18 protein-coding genes and 1 pseudogene are annotated in these 15,029 nt (G+C 68.4%); 8 read left to right on the top strand and 11 right to left on the bottom strand.

Features of this window, described 5'->3' with window-relative positions:
* Positions 1–105: 105 nt before the first annotated feature.
* Positions 106–438 (top strand): annotated as a pseudogene (locus B116_RS29020) (DUF6545 domain-containing protein); the annotation flags it as partial.
* The gene (locus tag B116_RS0115965; RefSeq protein ID WP_027660653.1) at positions 435–1,169 is read left to right on the top strand and encodes an oxygenase MpaB family protein; all 735 of its coding nucleotides are present in this window, start codon (positions 435–437) and stop codon (positions 1,167–1,169) included. The pseudogene B116_RS29020 and the gene B116_RS0115965, both read left to right, overlap by 4 nt.
* A 9-nt stretch (positions 1,170–1,178) precedes the next feature.
* On the opposite strand, the gene B116_RS0115960 is transcribed toward B116_RS0115965, so the two are convergent.
* A complete protein-coding gene (locus tag B116_RS0115960) occupies positions 1,179–2,582 on the bottom strand; it encodes a DEAD/DEAH box helicase (RefSeq protein ID WP_027660652.1) in 1,404 nt (467 codons plus the stop codon).
* Between the two features lie 246 nt (positions 2,583–2,828).
* Between B116_RS0115960 and B116_RS0115955 the strand changes: the two genes are divergently transcribed.
* The 3 genes from B116_RS0115955 (at position 2,829) to B116_RS0115945 (ending at position 5,466) form a co-directional block, all read left to right on the top strand.
* Positions 2,829–3,677: a hypothetical protein gene (locus tag B116_RS0115955; protein ID WP_027660651.1), complete on the top strand. Its 849-nt coding sequence runs from the start codon at positions 2,829–2,831 to the stop codon at positions 3,675–3,677.
* A gap of 299 nt (positions 3,678–3,976) precedes the next feature.
* Positions 3,977–4,807: a DUF4397 domain-containing protein gene (locus B116_RS0115950; protein WP_027660650.1), complete on the top strand. Its 831-nt coding sequence runs from the start codon at positions 3,977–3,979 to the stop codon at positions 4,805–4,807.
* Entirely contained in the window at positions 4,804–5,466 is a 663-nt protein-coding gene (locus B116_RS0115945; RefSeq protein WP_027660649.1) for a class F sortase, read from the top strand. The genes B116_RS0115950 and B116_RS0115945 overlap by 4 nt, the downstream gene beginning before the upstream one ends.
* On the opposite strand, the gene B116_RS0115940 is transcribed toward B116_RS0115945, so the two are convergent.
* From B116_RS0115940 to B116_RS0115920, 5 genes are all read right to left on the bottom strand, one after another.
* Positions 5,447–6,004, bottom strand: coding sequence for a NifU family protein (locus B116_RS0115940; RefSeq protein WP_018720878.1), 558 nt, complete (start codon positions 6,002–6,004; stop codon positions 5,447–5,449). The genes B116_RS0115945 and B116_RS0115940 overlap by 20 nt on opposite strands.
* A 5-nt stretch (positions 6,005–6,009) precedes the next feature.
* Positions 6,010–7,953 (bottom strand): ferrous iron transporter B, encoded by a 1,944-nt coding sequence (gene feoB, locus B116_RS0115935; RefSeq protein ID WP_027660648.1) that lies wholly within the window; start codon positions 7,951–7,953, stop codon positions 6,010–6,012.
* A complete protein-coding gene (locus B116_RS0115930; protein ID WP_018720880.1) occupies positions 7,950–8,252 on the bottom strand; it encodes a FeoA family protein in 303 nt (100 codons plus the stop codon). The genes feoB and B116_RS0115930 overlap by 4 nt, the downstream gene beginning before the upstream one ends.
* Before the next feature lie 328 nt (positions 8,253–8,580).
* A complete protein-coding gene (locus tag B116_RS0115925) occupies positions 8,581–8,769 on the bottom strand; it encodes a hypothetical protein (protein ID WP_027660647.1) in 189 nt (62 codons plus the stop codon).
* Complete coding sequence (locus tag B116_RS0115920) at positions 8,766–9,365, bottom strand: biotin transporter BioY (protein ID WP_018720882.1); 600 nt, start codon at positions 9,363–9,365, stop codon at positions 8,766–8,768. Before B116_RS0115920 ends, B116_RS0115925 begins: the two co-directional genes overlap by 4 nt.
* Positions 9,366–9,651: 286 nt before the next feature.
* On the opposite strand from B116_RS0115920, the gene B116_RS0115915 reads away from it, so the two are divergent.
* Positions 9,652–10,032, top strand: a complete 381-nt coding sequence (locus B116_RS0115915) for a GNAT family N-acetyltransferase (RefSeq protein WP_027660646.1) — start codon at positions 9,652–9,654, stop codon at positions 10,030–10,032.
* A gap of 36 nt (positions 10,033–10,068) precedes the next feature.
* On the opposite strand, the gene B116_RS0115910 is transcribed toward B116_RS0115915, so the two are convergent.
* On the bottom strand, positions 10,069–10,326 hold the full coding sequence (locus tag B116_RS0115910) for a DUF5999 family protein (protein WP_018720884.1): 258 nt from the start codon (positions 10,324–10,326) through the stop codon (positions 10,069–10,071).
* Between the two features lie 220 nt (positions 10,327–10,546).
* A complete protein-coding gene (locus B116_RS0115905) occupies positions 10,547–11,554 on the bottom strand; it encodes an ADP-ribosylglycohydrolase family protein (protein WP_027660645.1) in 1,008 nt (335 codons plus the stop codon).
* A gap of 85 nt (positions 11,555–11,639) precedes the next feature.
* Here B116_RS0115905 and B116_RS0115900 point away from each other — a divergent pair, with 85 nt between their 5' ends.
* Both B116_RS0115900 and B116_RS0115895 read left to right on the top strand, forming a co-directional pair.
* Positions 11,640–12,047, top strand: a complete 408-nt coding sequence (locus B116_RS0115900) for a nitroreductase family deazaflavin-dependent oxidoreductase (protein ID WP_018720886.1) — start codon at positions 11,640–11,642, stop codon at positions 12,045–12,047.
* A gap of 56 nt (positions 12,048–12,103) precedes the next feature.
* A complete protein-coding gene (locus B116_RS0115895) occupies positions 12,104–12,760 on the top strand; it encodes an MOSC domain-containing protein (protein ID WP_018720887.1) in 657 nt (218 codons plus the stop codon).
* 245 nt (positions 12,761–13,005) lie between these two features.
* Here B116_RS0115895 and B116_RS0115890 read toward each other — a convergent pair whose 3' ends face one another.
* The 3 genes from B116_RS0115890 to B116_RS0115880 are packed head-to-tail and all read right to left on the bottom strand — an operon-like array spanning position 13,006 to position 14,995.
* On the bottom strand, positions 13,006–13,308 hold the full coding sequence (locus tag B116_RS0115890) for a hypothetical protein (RefSeq protein WP_018720888.1): 303 nt from the start codon (positions 13,306–13,308) through the stop codon (positions 13,006–13,008).
* 35 nt (positions 13,309–13,343) lie between these two features.
* Positions 13,344–14,471 carry an MAB_1171c family putative transporter gene (locus B116_RS0115885; RefSeq protein ID WP_033667657.1) on the bottom strand — a complete coding sequence of 376 codons (1,128 nt, stop codon included), beginning with the start codon at positions 14,469–14,471 and terminating at the stop codon, positions 13,344–13,346.
* Complete coding sequence (locus tag B116_RS0115880) at positions 14,471–14,995, bottom strand: ImmA/IrrE family metallo-endopeptidase (RefSeq protein ID WP_026321457.1); 525 nt, start codon at positions 14,993–14,995, stop codon at positions 14,471–14,473. Before B116_RS0115880 ends, B116_RS0115885 begins: the two co-directional genes overlap by 1 nt.
* Positions 14,996–15,029 lie beyond the last annotated feature (34 nt).

Here is a 15,029-nt window from a genome sequence, read left to right as displayed (position 1 = left end):
GACACCTCGCCGATACACCAAATGCTGATCATCGGGCACGAGCTGGGTCACCTGCTCGCTGGGCACCGACCCGCCGCCGTACTGGATCCCGATGTGTCCAAGCTGCTTCTGCCAGACCTCGACGCCCGGGTCGCCCAGACCGCTGACGGCCTCGCCGAGCAGGCGGGCCTCGCCGACGACGACCGGCTTGCCACCATCGAGGCCGCCCAGCTGGCCTTCGGCCTGCGGGCGCACCGCGCCGGCGTCCCCGCCACCCAGCCGCAGCCAGCCGATACCCCACCCCGACCGGCTGACGGCTACGCCGGCGAGGTCACCTGGCTCACCCGCGTCGCGATCGCGTACCACCAGTCCCCGGTGGTGGCCGCCACCCTCGACGCCACCGGGCACCTCACCGCCACCGACACCCGGTCGCAGCCCATCGGAGACCCACGCCAGTGAGAGACCGCCTCGTTCACCTGCACCGGATCCGCTCGCTCGACCCCGACGACGACCACCTGACGATCTACCAGATCATGCTGCGGTACGAGTTCCCGTGGGACATGAAGCTCGGACTCAACCTCGCCTTCAACCGCTCGTTCTCGATCCCGGAGATCGCCGCGGTGCACGCCGCCACCGGCGAACTCACTAAACGCACCCAGCAGCGGATCGACGACACCGGCCTACTCATGTATGAGATCGTGCTCAACGGCTTCGAGCAGCCCCGCGGGCGCGATGCCCTCCGGCGGTTCTACCTGGAGTTAGGCCGTCGGATGGGGATCACCGACATCCCCGACTCTTACCAGGCGGTCGAGGCCTGGTTCGACGGGTACGACCGGGCCCAGCTGCGCCCCAACGATGATGCGGCCGCGATCGAGCGGGCCACCCGGATGCTGATGCTGAACCGGCTACCCGCCGCCCTCGCCCCGATGGGCAACGCACTGGTCAGCGCCATCTACGACCCACCCTTACGCGCTGCGACCCGGGTGGCGAATCCACCCTGGCCGGCGCGCGTCGGACTGCACCTGGCCCTCCGCGCCCGCGCACACACGCAACGCTGGCTTGGGCGACCACCAGCGGTCCCCCTGTTCGCCGACGGCATCAAGACCAAGACCTACCCCAATGGGTACGACATCACCCAGCTCGGACCCAGCCCACCCGCCGCGGCCGGCGACACCCCGGCCCCGGACTGAGCCCGGCGGCTAGCGTCCGCTGCGGCGAGTGCCCGGACGGGACCGGCTGGAGAAGGCGGCCGCCCCGGATCGGGTCGATGCGGACCGGGTCGAAGTCGACGCCGGTTTGCCGCCGCGCTGCCTCCGGCCACCGTGGGCGGGCCGCACCTCCGGCTGTGGGCCACCAGAGGGTGGTACGGGCTGGGGTACCAGCCGCCGTTCGCCCGGGGCGATTTCGCGGAGCAGTTCGTCCCCGGGGCGCAGTCGGCTCGTGGTCGCGGTGATGCCCGCCTTGCGGGTCAAGGCCCGCACCTCGGTCACCTGCGCGTCAGTCATCAGGGTCACGACGGTCCCGTCCGCACCAGCCCGAGCGGTACGGCCCGAGCGGTGCAGGTACGCCTTGTGCTCCACCGGCGGGTCGGCGTGTACGACCAGCGCCACGTCGTCGATGTGGATGCCCCGGGCGGCGATGTCGGTGGCGACCAGCGTGTGCGCCTCCCCGGTGGCGAAGGCCCGCAGATTCCGGGTGCGGGCGCCCTGGGCCAGGTTGCCATGTAGTTCGACCGCGCTAACCCCCGCTGCGGCGAGCCGTCGAGCCAGGGTTTTCGCACCCCGTTTGGTACGGGTGAACACGACCGTACGGTTTGCCGTGGCGGTCAACTCGACCAGCACGGCGAACCGGTCCTCGGCGTGGACGTGCAGCACGTGGTGGGTCATCGCGGCGACCGGTGACAGCGTTGAGTCAACGCTGTGTACAACTGGTTTGGTGAGGAACCGCCGCACCAGGACATCGACGCCGGAGTCCAGGGTCGCGGAGAAGAGCAGCCGCTGCCCGCCGCGCGGGGTCCGTTCCAACAGCCGCCGTACGCTGGGCAGGAAGCCGAGATCCGCCATGTGGTCGGCCTCGTCGAGGACGGTGATCTCGACGGCGTCCAGGTGTGCGTGTCCGGCCTCGACGTGGTCGGTCAGCCGTCCCGGACAGGCCACCAGAACATCGACCCCGGCCTGGAGCCCGGCGATCTGGGGTCGGGCAGCGACGCCGCCGAAGACGGCCATCGTACGAAGCGACAGCGCCTGGGCCAGCGGCGCCATCACGCGGTCGATCTGGGTGGCCAACTCGCGAGTCGGCGCGAGGATCAACGCCCGGGGGCGGCCAGGGCGACGTCGCGTGGTGTTCGCGGCCAGGCGGGTCAGCACCGCCAGCACGAAGGCATAGGTCTTCCCCGAACCGGTTCGGCCTCGGCCGAGCACGTCCCGTCCGGCGAGCGCGTCCGGCAGGGTCGCGGCCTGGATCGGAAACGGCCGTTCCACCCCGGCCGCGGCCAGTTGCCGGTTGAGCAGGTCGGGGACGCCGAGGTCAGTGAAGGTCAGCGAGTCAGGCAAGGTGTGCTGGGAGTCAGGCAAGGTGTTCTGGCGCGGGCGGCTTGCCGCCATGAAGGCTCCGAAGGTTGAAGGGGGGCCGTCCCGCCCGGCGCTGACCGTTTCGGTCGCGGCGTGTGACGTGGGCATCGAACCCGGTCGTCCTGCTGGAGGGCCGCGCGCCAAGTCTAGCCGAAGCCGATTCCGGAACGCGTCGCCACCGTGTTCTGCCGCGCATCACCATCCGCACACTTCCAGCAAAGTGAATGTGCTACTGAACGGGTCTGCGGGGTTTCGATAGACGCTGATAACGTGCCGCACGTGACTGATCGCCCCGCCCCCGGACGGGAATACCGGCCCAACGGTGAGCATGCGCCTCACTCCGGCGGCCATGACCAGTACGGTCTGAGCACAGAGCCGGTATCGGGCGGTTTCGCTGCACCACCTCTTTCCGGTGACTTCGCCGCGCCGGCACCGCAGCGCCGGATCGTGCCGTCGCCACCCCCACAACGAGGGAAGCTGCTGCTCGGCGTGATAGTCGGGGTGCTCGCTGGCGCGTTGGTGGCCGGAGTCGGCGCGTTCGTCCTCGGCCGAGCGACTGCCCCCGACAGCACCCCAGTCGCTGCCCCGCCGTCGGACGCACCCGCCGAAGAACCGGCTGCGGCACCGCCCGAAGAGCCAGCCGAGGAACCCACCGACGTCTTCGCCGCCGCCAACCGCGCGGCGTTCCCGGGTGACCTGATCCCGTTGGCGGAGCCGTGGCTTGCCGACATGAGTAGCTGCGTCGCGAACACCGATGACGGCGGCCCGGCCCTCGGGCCCGGCGAGCGCGCCCACGTGCTGTGCCGGGATGGCGGCATGTATCTCCACTTTGTCGCGTATCAGTCGGCCGAGGGGCGAGCTGCCGACCTGAGTTTCCGGCAGCGGATCGCCCGCAGTTCGGCGAGCGACCGCCCCGATGCGGAGGAGCCCGGCGACAAGCTGGGGGGCGTCACCGGGACTCCGGGCTTGTATGTCGAGTACACCACCCCGACCGGCGAAATCCCGGCTCTCTGCGGCATCTGGTGGAACCCGGACGGCACTGATACCGCTGTCTTTGTGGACGTACTCTGCGACAGCCTCGGTGGCAACTGGGACTCGCTGCGAGCCGTCTGGCAACGACACAGTTAATCGCAGCCCAGTTCACCGTCGACAACCGGTGCGACAAGCCTGCGGGGGCAACCGGCGACCGGATCTCCGCGACGATGCCACCCATCTGCCTTTCAGGCGCTGCGTGTCACGCCGGATGTGACTCCCTATCGTGCCGAATAGCTGCCTTTCGACAGGGTCGCTCATCGGCCGAGGTCCGCGTGAATGCGGCGACGTCGAAAGACAAAGATATTTTCGGCCGCATCCAGCTTGTATGGAGCGAGCGTAATGCTCTTCACCAGTTAGCCTGACCAATCAGGACTAATCACCAGGAGGCAGGCATGCAGCTCTCGTACTCCCGCCAGGTGGCCGCAGGTGGCGTGCTCGCCGCGCTGACGTTCGCTGGAGTCGGTGCGCTCACCGCGACCCCGGCATACGCGGCCACAGCCGAGGTCTCTGCGATCCATGGCATCCCGGGCATCCCGGTTGACGTGTACCTCAATGGGGAGAAGACGCTGGACAACTTCGCGCCCGGCGAGGTGGCAGGCCCGCTGAGCCTGGCGGCGGGCGTATTCGACATCGCGCTGACCAAGTCGGGCGAGCCGGTGGCCGACGCGTTCCTCACGGTTGACGACGCGGAGGTGCTGGGCGGAACCAACATCAGCATGGCCGCCCACCTGGACGCGAGCGGCGAGCCGAAGATCACCTCATTTGTCAACGACATCTCGAAGGTGGAGGCCGGCAAGTCCCGGCTGATCGCCCGGCACATCGCTGCCGCTCCGGCGATGGACGTACGGGCCGGCGGCACTTCGGTCTTCACCAACCTGACCAACTCGAACGAGGCCAAGGCCGATATGGAAGCCGGAACGATACAGGCGGATGCTGTGCTCGCCGGCACGGAGACCGTCACGATCGGCCCCGCCGAACTGGAACTGAGCGAGGGTACCGCGACGATCGTCTACGCGTTCGGCTCGGCCGATGCCGGCACCCTCGAGGTCGTGGCACAGACCATCACCGGCCTGCACTCGCCCCCGGCCGGGGTGCCCAGCGGCGACGGCGGCCAGGCCGGCACCACGGCGAACACCTGGTTGTACCTCCTGGCCGGTGCCGGCGCCCTCCTGCTGGTCGGTGGAAGAGCCCGGGTCGCCACCGCCCGGAGGAGCAACCGGTGACGGTGCGCAAACGCGGGGCGCTGGCGGCGATGGCCGCCGGCGCCGCCGCCCTCACCGTCGCGGCCTTGGCCACCGTTGCCTCTCGGCCCACGGCGGATGTCGGCGCGGACGAGGTGACCGCCCTCGCCGGCACCACCCCCTCCGCCGCAGGAAGCCGATCGCCGGCGCCGATGCCGGTGCGCAAGGGGGAACTGCCGACCGGCGCCGAGGTTGTTCCGCCGGTCGGCCTACGAATCCCGGCAATCGGAGTGACCGCCACGGTGAACGCTGTCGGCATCAACCCGCAGACCGGTGAGTTCGAGGTACCACCCAGGGTGGACCAGGTCGGCTGGTACCGATACGGCCCGGGGCTGACGGCGCCGGCGGGCTCAGTGGTGATCTCCGGCCACGTGGACAGCTCCACTCAGGGCAAAGGCGCGTTCTTCCGGCTCCGGGAGTTGGAGCAGGGCGACAGACTGGCCGTGACCGGCAGCGACGGCCAGGAACGCGCCTACCGCGTGATCGCCCGGGAGGAGTACCAGAAGACAAGAATTCCGCTGGACCGCTACTTCGCCCGCGATGGCGGCCAACGCTTGACCCTCATAACCTGCGGCGGGCCCTTCGACGCCGACACCCGCCGGTATCGTGACAACCTCGTGGTCACCGCGGTGCCGGCCTGATCAACCGGGGTGAGTGGTCGACGACCGCGCGCAGTGCCGGATAGCGCTGCCGGAGGCGGCGTTCCAGCTGGCCGTGCAGAGTGCTGCGGGCGGCCGGGCAGCCGTTGCACGCACCGGCGAGCCGGACGGTGACCACGCCGTCCCGCACGTCCACCAGGTCGATCCGGCCGCCATGCGCGGCGGCGAACTGCCCGACCGGCCCGTCGAGGAGCTGCTGGGTCAGCGTACGCAGCTCAGTGTCCCCGACCCGCTCACCGGAGTCGGGTACGACGTGCCAGCCGCCGGGTTCCCCGAGCGCGGCGTGCAGCGCGCCGCGTACCCGTGGCCCCTGGTCTCCCCAGCTATGTCGCGGACCGAGACGGGTGAGCACGGCGGCGGGCTCCAGCCGGAGCTCAGCGAGCGTCCCGTCGGCGAGCAGCCCCGCCAGCGGTGGCGGGGCCGCGGCGACGACGCCGACCGATTCGAGCAGGTCGGCGGGGATGACCCAGCGCAGCAGATCCGGTTCGTCGGCGCAGCGCTGCGGGTGCAGGGGAACCATCCGAGTCAGCCAACGAAGAAGGCGGTCACGGTCCGGGCAAGGTAAGCCATCAGCCAGGCCGTCACGGTGAGGTAGCCGAAGGCCACCAACGGCCATCGCCAGGTGCCGGTCTCCCGCCGGATGACCCCGACGGTCGCCATACATTGAAGGGCGAAGGCGAAGTACACCAGCAGCGCGGCGATCGTCGGTGCGGTGAAAACCGGCTCCCCGGCGCGCGGGCCGTCCGAGTAGGTCATGGCCCGCAGCGCGTCGCCCGGGTCTTCGGGGTCTTCGGCCGCCGCGACCTGCCCGAGGGTGGCGACGAAGGTCTCCCGGGCCGACTGGGCGGACAGCACGCCGACATTGATCCGCCAGTCGAAGCCCAGGGGGTCGAAGACCGGGGCCACCAGCCGGCCGACCTCGGCGGCGTAGCTGTGGTCAACGACGTAGGCCGACACTGCCGCCGAATCAGCGGTGTCGACACCCGTCGCCTGCATCTGCTCGGTCGAGTGCAGCGGCAGGTTCAGCAGCAGCCACAGCACCATTGTGGTGGCCACAATGATGGTCGAGCACTTGCGGAGGAACGAACTCGCCGCGCCCCACACCGCCAGCAGGATCGCCCGGGGCGAGGGCAGCCGGTACGGCGGCATCTCCAGATAGAACGGTGTCGGCTGGCTACGGCGGTCACCGAACTTCTTGAACGCCCACGCGGCCAGCATCGCCGAGACCGCCCCGAGCAGGTACAGCCCGAACATGACCAGTCCCTGCAGACCGAACGGGCCAAACGTGGCGGCCGGGTCGACCAGCAGACCGATCAGGACCACGTAGACGGGAAGCCGCGCCGCGCAGGTCACCAGTGGCGCCGCCATCATCGTGGCGATCCGGTCCTTGGCCGAGGGCAGGGTGCGGGTGGCCATGATGCCGGGGATCGCGCAGGCGAACGACGACAGCAGCGCCACGAAGGCGCGTCCTTCCAGCCCGGCGCGGCCCATCACGCGGTCCATCAGGAACGCCGCGCGGGACATGTAGCCGACCCCCTCGAGGAGGGAGATCAGCAGGAACAGCAGCATGATCTGCGGCAGGAAGACCAGGACACCGCCGACCCCGCCGATCAGGGCGTCGCCGAGCAGGCCCGACAGCCACGGGTTGGTGACGTGCGCCGCCACCCATTCCGACAGTACGCCGAAGAACGCCTCGACGCCTCCCTGGAGCGGAGCGGCCAGGGCGAAGACTGTCTGGAAGAAGAGCACCATCACGGCGAAAAAGACCACGGTGCCCAGCAGCGGGTGCAGCAGCACCGCATCGAGCCGTCGGGTGAGGCCGTGCGGCTGGGCCACGCGGTACCCGGCGTACGACAGGACGGACTCCACCCAGGCGTCCCGCTCGCCCGGGTCCACCGGTGGTGGTATTACCGGAGTCGGCCAGTCTCTCCAGTCGAGCAGCTGTTCGCGCAGTTCAGCGATGCCGTGACCACGGTGACCGACCACCGCGACCACGGGCACTCCCAGGGCCTGGCTCAGCGCGTCGACGTCCACCGCGCCCTGGCGGCGAAGTAGCTCGTCGGTGAAGCTCAACACCACGCAGCTGGGAAGACCACGGGCCAGCACCTGCGCGACGAATCCCAACGAGCGCCGCAGGGTCGTCGCGTCAACCACGATCAGCAATGCGTCCGGCGCCCGCATGCCGTCGCCGTCCAGGACGTCGACCAGAACCTGCTCGTCCAGACTGACCGGGTCCAGCCCGTACGAACCGGGTAGATCTTCGACAGCGAACTTACGGTCGCCGGCTCGGCAGGTCCCGGCGAAGCGGGACACGGTCACCCCGGGATAGTTTCCGGTCTTGGCCTTCAAGCCGGTCAGGGCGTTGAACACGCTCGTCTTGCCCGCGTTGGGGGCACCGACCAGGGCCACCTGCGGCAGCTGGGTCAGCTGGGCCGCCGGTTGGCCACTCTCGTGGCAGGAGTTGCTCACCGGTCAACCTCGACCACGTTCACGCACGACGCCTGCGCCCGGCGTAGGCAGATCTCGTAGTCTTTCACCTGGTAGATCAGGGGGTCGCGCAGCGGTGCCCGACGTAGTACCCGGACCACCGTGCCCGGTGTGAATCCGAGGTCGGCCAGGCGCCGCGCGACAGCCGGTGAACCGGGCACCGAGACGCTCACGACCTGAGCCGTGGCGGTCGGCATCAGGTCGGCCAGCGTCCTCTGGTCGTACCGGGCCTCGGCCCGGGGCCGACCGTCGGTCCCCTGTTCGAACGTCCTGCTCGTCATGCACGCCCCCAGCCAGACTCACCGTGAATTAGGTAAGGCTAACCTCAGTAATATCCTCCAGGACGTGACCTTCGGCCCCTGTTCTCGGGACAATCGCCGGCTAGAACGACGGCCGCCGCGCTCGCTGCGCTAGCGCGCGCCGCGTGGACCAGATGGTCGGCCGGCGACGGGCATACCCCGCCAGCGACCAAGATCAGCCCGGTCGGGCTCCAGCTTCCGGAACAGGCTGTCCGCCTCTCCAACGGACCAGCCGCTGGAGAGGCGGACAGTGCGCAGCCGTGGTGCAGCCACACCGCGGCCACTGTCGTCTTCGTTCCTGTCAGGAGGGCTATCCGACAGCACCGGAGGCACCGGCGGCGGCACCGGCGATGATTGATCCCATCGAACCCTCCCCCTCCCTTGCCTGATCCGCTGCCGCCTCCGCCGCGGCGGCCCGCTGCGCCCTGGCTTCGTCGTGGGCGACGCGCTCCGGCTCGGCGGCCTGGACCGCACATCCGGGGTCCACGAGCTCGCTCACGCGCTGCCGGACAGTCGGCGTACCAGACGCCACGAGCCCGGTAGCAGGCCCGCGGCGAGCAAGGCCTTGAGCAGGTCACCCGGCAGGAACGCGACGAGGCCCAGCAGAAGCGCGGTCGGCAGATCCATCCCGGTGGCGATCGTCAACCAGGGAACACCAACCGCATAGATCACCACGTTCCCGAAAGCCATCAGCCCGAACATGCGCCATGGCCGCCGGTCCGCCCCGGCCGAGGCCAGCCGGCCGACAACGGCCGCGGCCAACACGAAGCCCAGCAGATAGCCCGCGGTCGCGGACGGCCAGCCGTGCGCGCCGTCGGCAAACCACGGCACCCCCAACACCCCCGCCACCAGATAGAGCAGCATGCTCGCCACCCCACGGGCCGACCCAAGCGCGGTCCCGGCCAGGAGCACCGCGAAGGTCTGCCCGGTGACGGGGACCGGAGACCCCGGAATCGTCACCGACACCTGCGCGGCGGCACCGACGACAGCGGCCCCACCGACAACCAAGGCGACCTCCCGCGCCAGAGAACCACCCCACGCGTCGGCCAACACGCCGATGCGTGGGCCGGAGGCCAGCACCATTCCGTCTGCCATCTCATCCTCCTGTTGTCGCCACCGACGCCGGTGGCGTCCCTACAGATTCATGTGGATCCTCCCAGCCCTGCCGCCGGCCCGGGCGTCCACCCACGGGGGGGTAAGACCACATCGGAGCACACGAGTAGTCGGGCTCTGGCCGAACGTGACGGGGCCTACGAGTAGCCCGACCGCGGCGGTACTCGGGGGTTCCGGCCAGGTCAGCGACGTGCCCCTCGCCGCCCGCCTCCCACACCACGCCCGAATATTGGTGCGCCGAAGCGGCCGATTCGATACTGATATCGCTATGCCCGAGTTGAGCCGGCCCACCGTGCGGGTGCATCAATCGTTCATTGCCGCCATGGCCGAGTTCCATGCCGAGGGACGTGGCAGCGCGGAAGACAGCAGCATGATCGGGTCTGAGCTGCGCGAATTCACGCGCCACTGGTCGACTCCCGCGGGGTTCGCCGACTACGTCGACTGGTTGCGGAACCAGAGCCTCGAGGACTCCCCGCGCCCGGACGGGCACGTACCGTCGCTACCCATGGCGTACCACCTGGACATCACGTCTGCCCTGGTGACGTGCGACGTGGACAACATCGCATCCCGTAAGGTGATCGAACGCAACGGCGGAGTCTTCGCAGACCAACGCAGCGGGAAGCTCCGGTTTTGGGTTCCGACGGACTGACCCGGCCATAAGGGTGGCGGATCAGCGGCATTCGGGTCACGCTCCGCGGTAGCTCTCCCAGTGCCGAGCCGGACCGCGGTGCGGGGCGACCGGGCTGTTGTCGGGCATCAATTCACCGGTGTCATCGAAGACAATCACGCCGTTGCAGCGCAGACTCCAACCCTGCTCGGGGTGAGACGCGATGATGCGGGCCGCCTCGTGGTCGACCGCGCTCGCGGCGGGACACGTCGGCTGGTGGTTGCACGGGGTGTTGGCGTTGGGCCGGGCTCGGAGGGCGAGGTCGACGGTGTGCATGCCGGTTCTTCCTCTCAATTGGACGACTCAGCCGCGCTGGCGCTCGGAAGGGGGGAGGTAGCTGCGACTCCCACCAATTTGCTACGTCATCGCTGATATAGGTGAGGCGGCCTACCCCCGAGCTGATACACAAACGGCAGAATACTGACGCACACATTGATAGATCATCGAAGACAGGGTACGTGGGTAACGCAAAATGAACCTGATCACGAGCTGAAAATCAGTCCCAGGCCGCACTCATCGCGGCGAGCTCACCCGCGTACTCGATTTGATCACGCCAGGACTCCGGCCACGCGGCCATACCGAAGGCGGCACCGAGGAACGCGCCGGTCAGACAGGCGATGGAGTCGGAGTCGCCGGAGGTAGTGGCGGCGCGGGCAAGGGCGGACACCGGATCATCAGCATGCCGTATCGCACAGAACAGCGCGGTGGCCAGGGCCTCCTCGGCGATCCAACCGGCGCCGGTCACCCGGCAGGCATCCGCGCCGTCGTCGGCCGAAGCGAGCGCGAAATCGAGCCGTTCCAGTATGTGCCGGCACTCGTCCCAACCTCGGGCGAGGTAGTCGGCGGGATTGACAACGCCGGGCTGCTGCCACAGCACACCCAGCCACTCGTGGCGGTACACGGTGCGCTGGTCGTTGGCACGGGCTCGCAGCAGCGTGGGCAGGGATGGCAGCTCCGCGCCGTCGCGCAGCAACCGCACGGCGTACGCGGTCAGCTCACTGGCCGCGAGCGCGGTGGGGTGCCCATGGGTCATCGCGGCCTGCAGCTGCGCCACCCCGGCGAGGGTGTCCAGGTCGTAGTCGGCGACGAGCCCGACCGGCGCGACCCGCATGTTCGCGCCACAGCCCTTGGAGCTGGTCATCGTGGCTTGGGTCCACGGCTGGCCGAGGGCCAGGTTCCCGCAGGCACGCAGGCAGGTCATTCCCGGCGCGCGGTTGTTGTCGGGGCTGGCCGCCCACTGCACGAACCGCTCCCGAAGCAGCGGTTCCAGCACCTCGGCCGTCGGCGTGGGCGCACTCAACAGCGCCCACCCGACCGCCAGGGTCAGTTGGGTGTCGTCAGTGACCGGTGCGGGATGGCCCGCCAACTCGCGCGGGCCACCGGGCCCATAGCGGGCATGGATATCGGGGACCGTCATGAACTCGGTCGGTCCACCCAAGGCGTCGCCGTAGGCCAGTCCGAACAGGCACCCCGACGCCGCGTTCGACGCAGTCGGCTCTCGCATATCGAGTGGATGGTAGCCCAACGGATGGCACTGCGGGGTTGCCAGATTGACGATAATGGGCCCGGCACACGAGCGAGGAGAGATCATGGACGACTGGAACGCCAAGATCATAAAAGAGTTTCGCGAGAACGACGGGCAGGTCGGTGGCCAGTTCGCAGGCGCGCCACTCCTGCTGTTGCACACCGTGGGCGCCAAAAGTGGGCAGCCTCGTTTGAACCCGATGATGTACCAGAAGTTGGATCGCGGCTACGCCGTGTTCGCCTCCAAGGCCGGCGCCCCCAGCCACCCCGACTGGTACCACAACCTGCGAGCCCACCCGCAGGTCAAGGCGGAGATCGGCACAAACACGTTCGACCTGGTGGCCAGGGTCGCCACTGGGGACGAGCGGGAGCGCATCTGGAGCGCGCAGAAGGACGCCTTCCCCGGCTTCGCCGAATACGAAGCCAAGACCACCCGTGAAATCCCCGTCGTCGTGCTGGAAGCCGCGTCGTAGACCGCCCCCAGAAGCCCCCTTCGCTCCACGCCAGGTTCACCGTTAGGTTGCTGCCTATGGGCAGCATCCTCTCGGTCAACCTGGCGGTCCCGGAACTCAGCACCGCGAAGCGAGTCGGGCTCACCGGCATCAACAAGCAGCCCGTTGACAGACCCGTGCCGGTCCGTGCCCCCGGGCCGAAGACCACCGGCCTACACAGCGGCCTGGTCGGCGACCAGATCTTCGACATCGAGCACCACGGCGGCGACGACCAGGCCGTGTACGCGTACGCTCGGGAGGACTACGACTGGTGGGAATCCCAACTTGGCCGGGTACTGCCGGGCGGGATCTTCGGCGAGAACTTGACCACGGTCGGTGTTGACGTCAACGGTGCGGTGATCGGCGAGATCTGGCGCATCGGTGACCACCTCGAACTTCAGCCGACCTTTGGCCGCATCCCGTGCGCCACCTTCCAGGCAAAGATGGCGGAGCCGCAGTGGGTGAAGCGGTTCACCCGGGAAGATCGGCCGGGTGCCTACCTTCGGGTTGTCAAGCCGGGAGAGGTCCAAGCCGGAGATTCAGTTTCTGTGCTCCACCGGCCGACCCATGGGGTAACAATCGCGGCGGCCTTCCACGCCTACCTGAACGAGCCGAAGTTGCTGCCCGCACTGGCAGAGGTCGAAGGCCTCCCCGACGAACTACGGCAAATGCTACGGAAACGTGCGGGCAGCTGAGGCAGCCAGCAGTAACCGGCGCGCGTCCAACTGGAACGCCGGCTCGATTCGCCCTGGCAAGTTCAGCGGGCGTTGGATCCGGCTGTGCAGCCGGTCAGAGCCAGGGTGCCAACCACAGCCAGTGGAGTCAGAACCAGGGGCGCTGTAGCTCCCCTGTTAGTTAACGCGACCATGCCGGTTGAGCCGACTAGGTAGGCCGTAGAAGGGGCGCGGTGGGCGGGCGACACGCCCGCCCACCGCGGTGCTCATAATTGCCATGGCTCGTCTCGGATGACATCGAGATTGATAAAGCGTGGGCCGTCGGTGCACAGTGGCACGAACGCCTCATGGGTCGCGTTGGTTACGGCCAACTCGGAGTTCACCATCGCATCGTCGTACGAGTCGAATTCAAGGATCTCCATGTAGTGGGTCGGGTCATCACGGTCACGGCAGACCCGCGTACGGGTGGCGGTACGCAGACCGGCACTCCCGTTGATCCACTCGGTGAGGAGCTGGTCCACCGCCTCGGGGCACTCGGTCCGGTAGTCGATTATCTGGATGAATCCCACCCAGGTCTCCCTTCTCGATTTGCGGGATGAACTATCTACTGGGCCGTGGTGACCGGCGGCAGTCCGGCCCGATAGCGGTCAACCAGCGGTGAGCGGTACCACTGCGCGATCTCCAGCAACTGCCGGACCTCCTCGTCGAGGTCGTCACCGGGGGCGCTCGTCAGGTCCTCCTGCTGCACCATCGGCGCGTCGCCTCGGGACTTCGCCGCCACGGCTGCCGCCAGCCAGCAGGCGATAGCCGCAGCTTCCCGTCGCTGCTCGTCGAGCACCTCGGCGGCAACATGTTCCTGCGCCGCGCGCAGCTCTGCAGGAGTGACATGTTCACGCAGCGCCAACATCGCGTCTCGGAGCTCCACGACCCGTCGATACAGCCGCAGCCGTAGCTGACGCACACCGAGCCCGGGCCGAACCGCTTCGAACACGATGTCGGGTACCACCGAGGTGAGCTCTCGCCATAGTGCCTCCAGTTGACGCAAGGCGCGGTAGTGCCGTACCACCCGATGCGCCGTCGCCACCAGCGGCAACGCGGCACCGAACGCGAAGAAGAGACCGGTCACCGCATCGATCGGACCGATCGGATCGAGCCAGGCGGTGTCATCGGTGAGGAGCCAGCCGAGGTTGAACGCCCACGGCAGGCATGCCAACAGCAGCCCGCCGGTCAATGCCCGCAGGCTGATACGCATCGCTCTCGGCGCGACAAGTCGGCTGGCATGCCAGCACAGCCCAACCGCCAACAGATGCGCGACCGTGTGGAACACCGACAAAATGTGCCAGTAGCTCAACGGGATCTCGGGCGGGATGTCGACTGTGGCTGGCTCTGGCCGAGCCGACGCGTAGATCGCGATCATCGTGGCGGAGACCGCCAGCCCCGCTATCGCAACCGGTAGCCGATAGCGGGGGCGCTGCACCAGCATGAGCAGCAGGTACAGCACGCCGATCCCCTTGCCGACGCTCACCAGATGCACGGCCACGAAGACGATGTGCCCGTTGATGACGTCGTAGATCGGGGCCTGCACCTCCGGCCGGTACAGGGTCAGCTCAATCGCGAAAAGCAGGAGCACCGCCCACAGCATGCGGCGCTTGGCATCGTGCAAGGCCTGCGGAAGCAGCAGGGCCGCCACCACCCACATCGACCCCAACCCCACGACCTGCAGCACCGCCATCACGACCGGACTCCCGTCAACTTCCGAAACCCAAGCAGCGCCTCGGCCTCGGCGAGTAGGCCGCTGAAGCGGCTCGGACCCGGCACTTCGCCGATCGCCTCCAACAGGAGCGTCGCCGTCATCTCCGCCTCCTCTTCCTCCGGCTCCGAGTAGTGGACGCGGCCCATGAGGTGCCGGGCCGACTGTGGGTCAAGATTCGGGAAACCACCGTCCGGTAGCACGTTGTCCGACAGCCTTCGCTCGTTATGCCTGAAGATCATGTGCCCCACTTCATGCAAAATGATGTGCCGCTGGTGTAGTGGACTGGTCCGATCGTTGTAAAGAATGTAATCAGTAGTGTCGGTCGCAACCCATATCCCGCTGGCGAATCCCGGCTCTGCCAACACCGGCAGCGGGGTAACGTTAAGTACACGCCCCCGCTGCTCGGCCAAACCCTGCCGAAATTCATCCAGGTCAAACGGAGCGGGAATCCTGAGCTCGCTAATCACTCGCCGACACCGGCGAATCAGGCGCGCCCGTTGCACCCATGCCCCCTCGGTCGCCCCTTGCAGTTGCACT

The sequence above is a fragment of the Salinispora fenicalii genome (assembly GCF_000514815.1).
GTDB classification, from domain to species: domain Bacteria; phylum Actinomycetota; class Actinomycetes; order Mycobacteriales; family Micromonosporaceae; genus Micromonospora; species Micromonospora fenicalii.
This window is presented reverse-complemented; position numbering and strand designations above follow the sequence as displayed.

Excerpts from the sequence above, each read along its gene's own strand:
- B116_RS0115960 (WP_027660652.1), bottom strand. The coding sequence starts at position 2,582 with ATGGCGGCAAGCCGCCCGCGCCAGAACACCTTGCCTGACTCCCAGCAC.
- B116_RS0115950 (WP_027660650.1), top strand. The coding sequence starts at position 3,977 with ATGCAGCTCTCGTACTCCCGCCAGGTGGCCGCAGGTGGCGTGCTCGCC.
- B116_RS0115940 (WP_018720878.1), bottom strand. The coding sequence starts at position 6,004 with ATGGTTCCCCTGCACCCGCAGCGCTGCGCCGACGAACCGGATCTGCTG.
- B116_RS0115930 (WP_018720880.1), bottom strand. The coding sequence starts at position 8,252 with ATGACGAGCAGGACGTTCGAACAGGGGACCGACGGTCGGCCCCGGGCC.
- B116_RS0115920 (WP_018720882.1), bottom strand. The coding sequence starts at position 9,365 with ATGGCAGACGGAATGGTGCTGGCCTCCGGCCCACGCATCGGCGTGTTG.
- B116_RS0115915 (WP_027660646.1), top strand. The coding sequence starts at position 9,652 with ATGCCCGAGTTGAGCCGGCCCACCGTGCGGGTGCATCAATCGTTCATT.
- B116_RS0115910 (WP_018720884.1), bottom strand. The coding sequence starts at position 10,326 with ATGCACACCGTCGACCTCGCCCTCCGAGCCCGGCCCAACGCCAACACC.
- B116_RS0115905 (WP_027660645.1), bottom strand. The coding sequence starts at position 11,554 with ATGCGAGAGCCGACTGCGTCGAACGCGGCGTCGGGGTGCCTGTTCGGA.
- B116_RS0115900 (WP_018720886.1), top strand. The coding sequence starts at position 11,640 with ATGGACGACTGGAACGCCAAGATCATAAAAGAGTTTCGCGAGAACGAC.
- B116_RS0115895 (WP_018720887.1), top strand. The coding sequence starts at position 12,104 with ATGGGCAGCATCCTCTCGGTCAACCTGGCGGTCCCGGAACTCAGCACC.
- B116_RS0115885 (WP_033667657.1), bottom strand. The coding sequence starts at position 14,471 with ATGGCGGTGCTGCAGGTCGTGGGGTTGGGGTCGATGTGGGTGGTGGCG.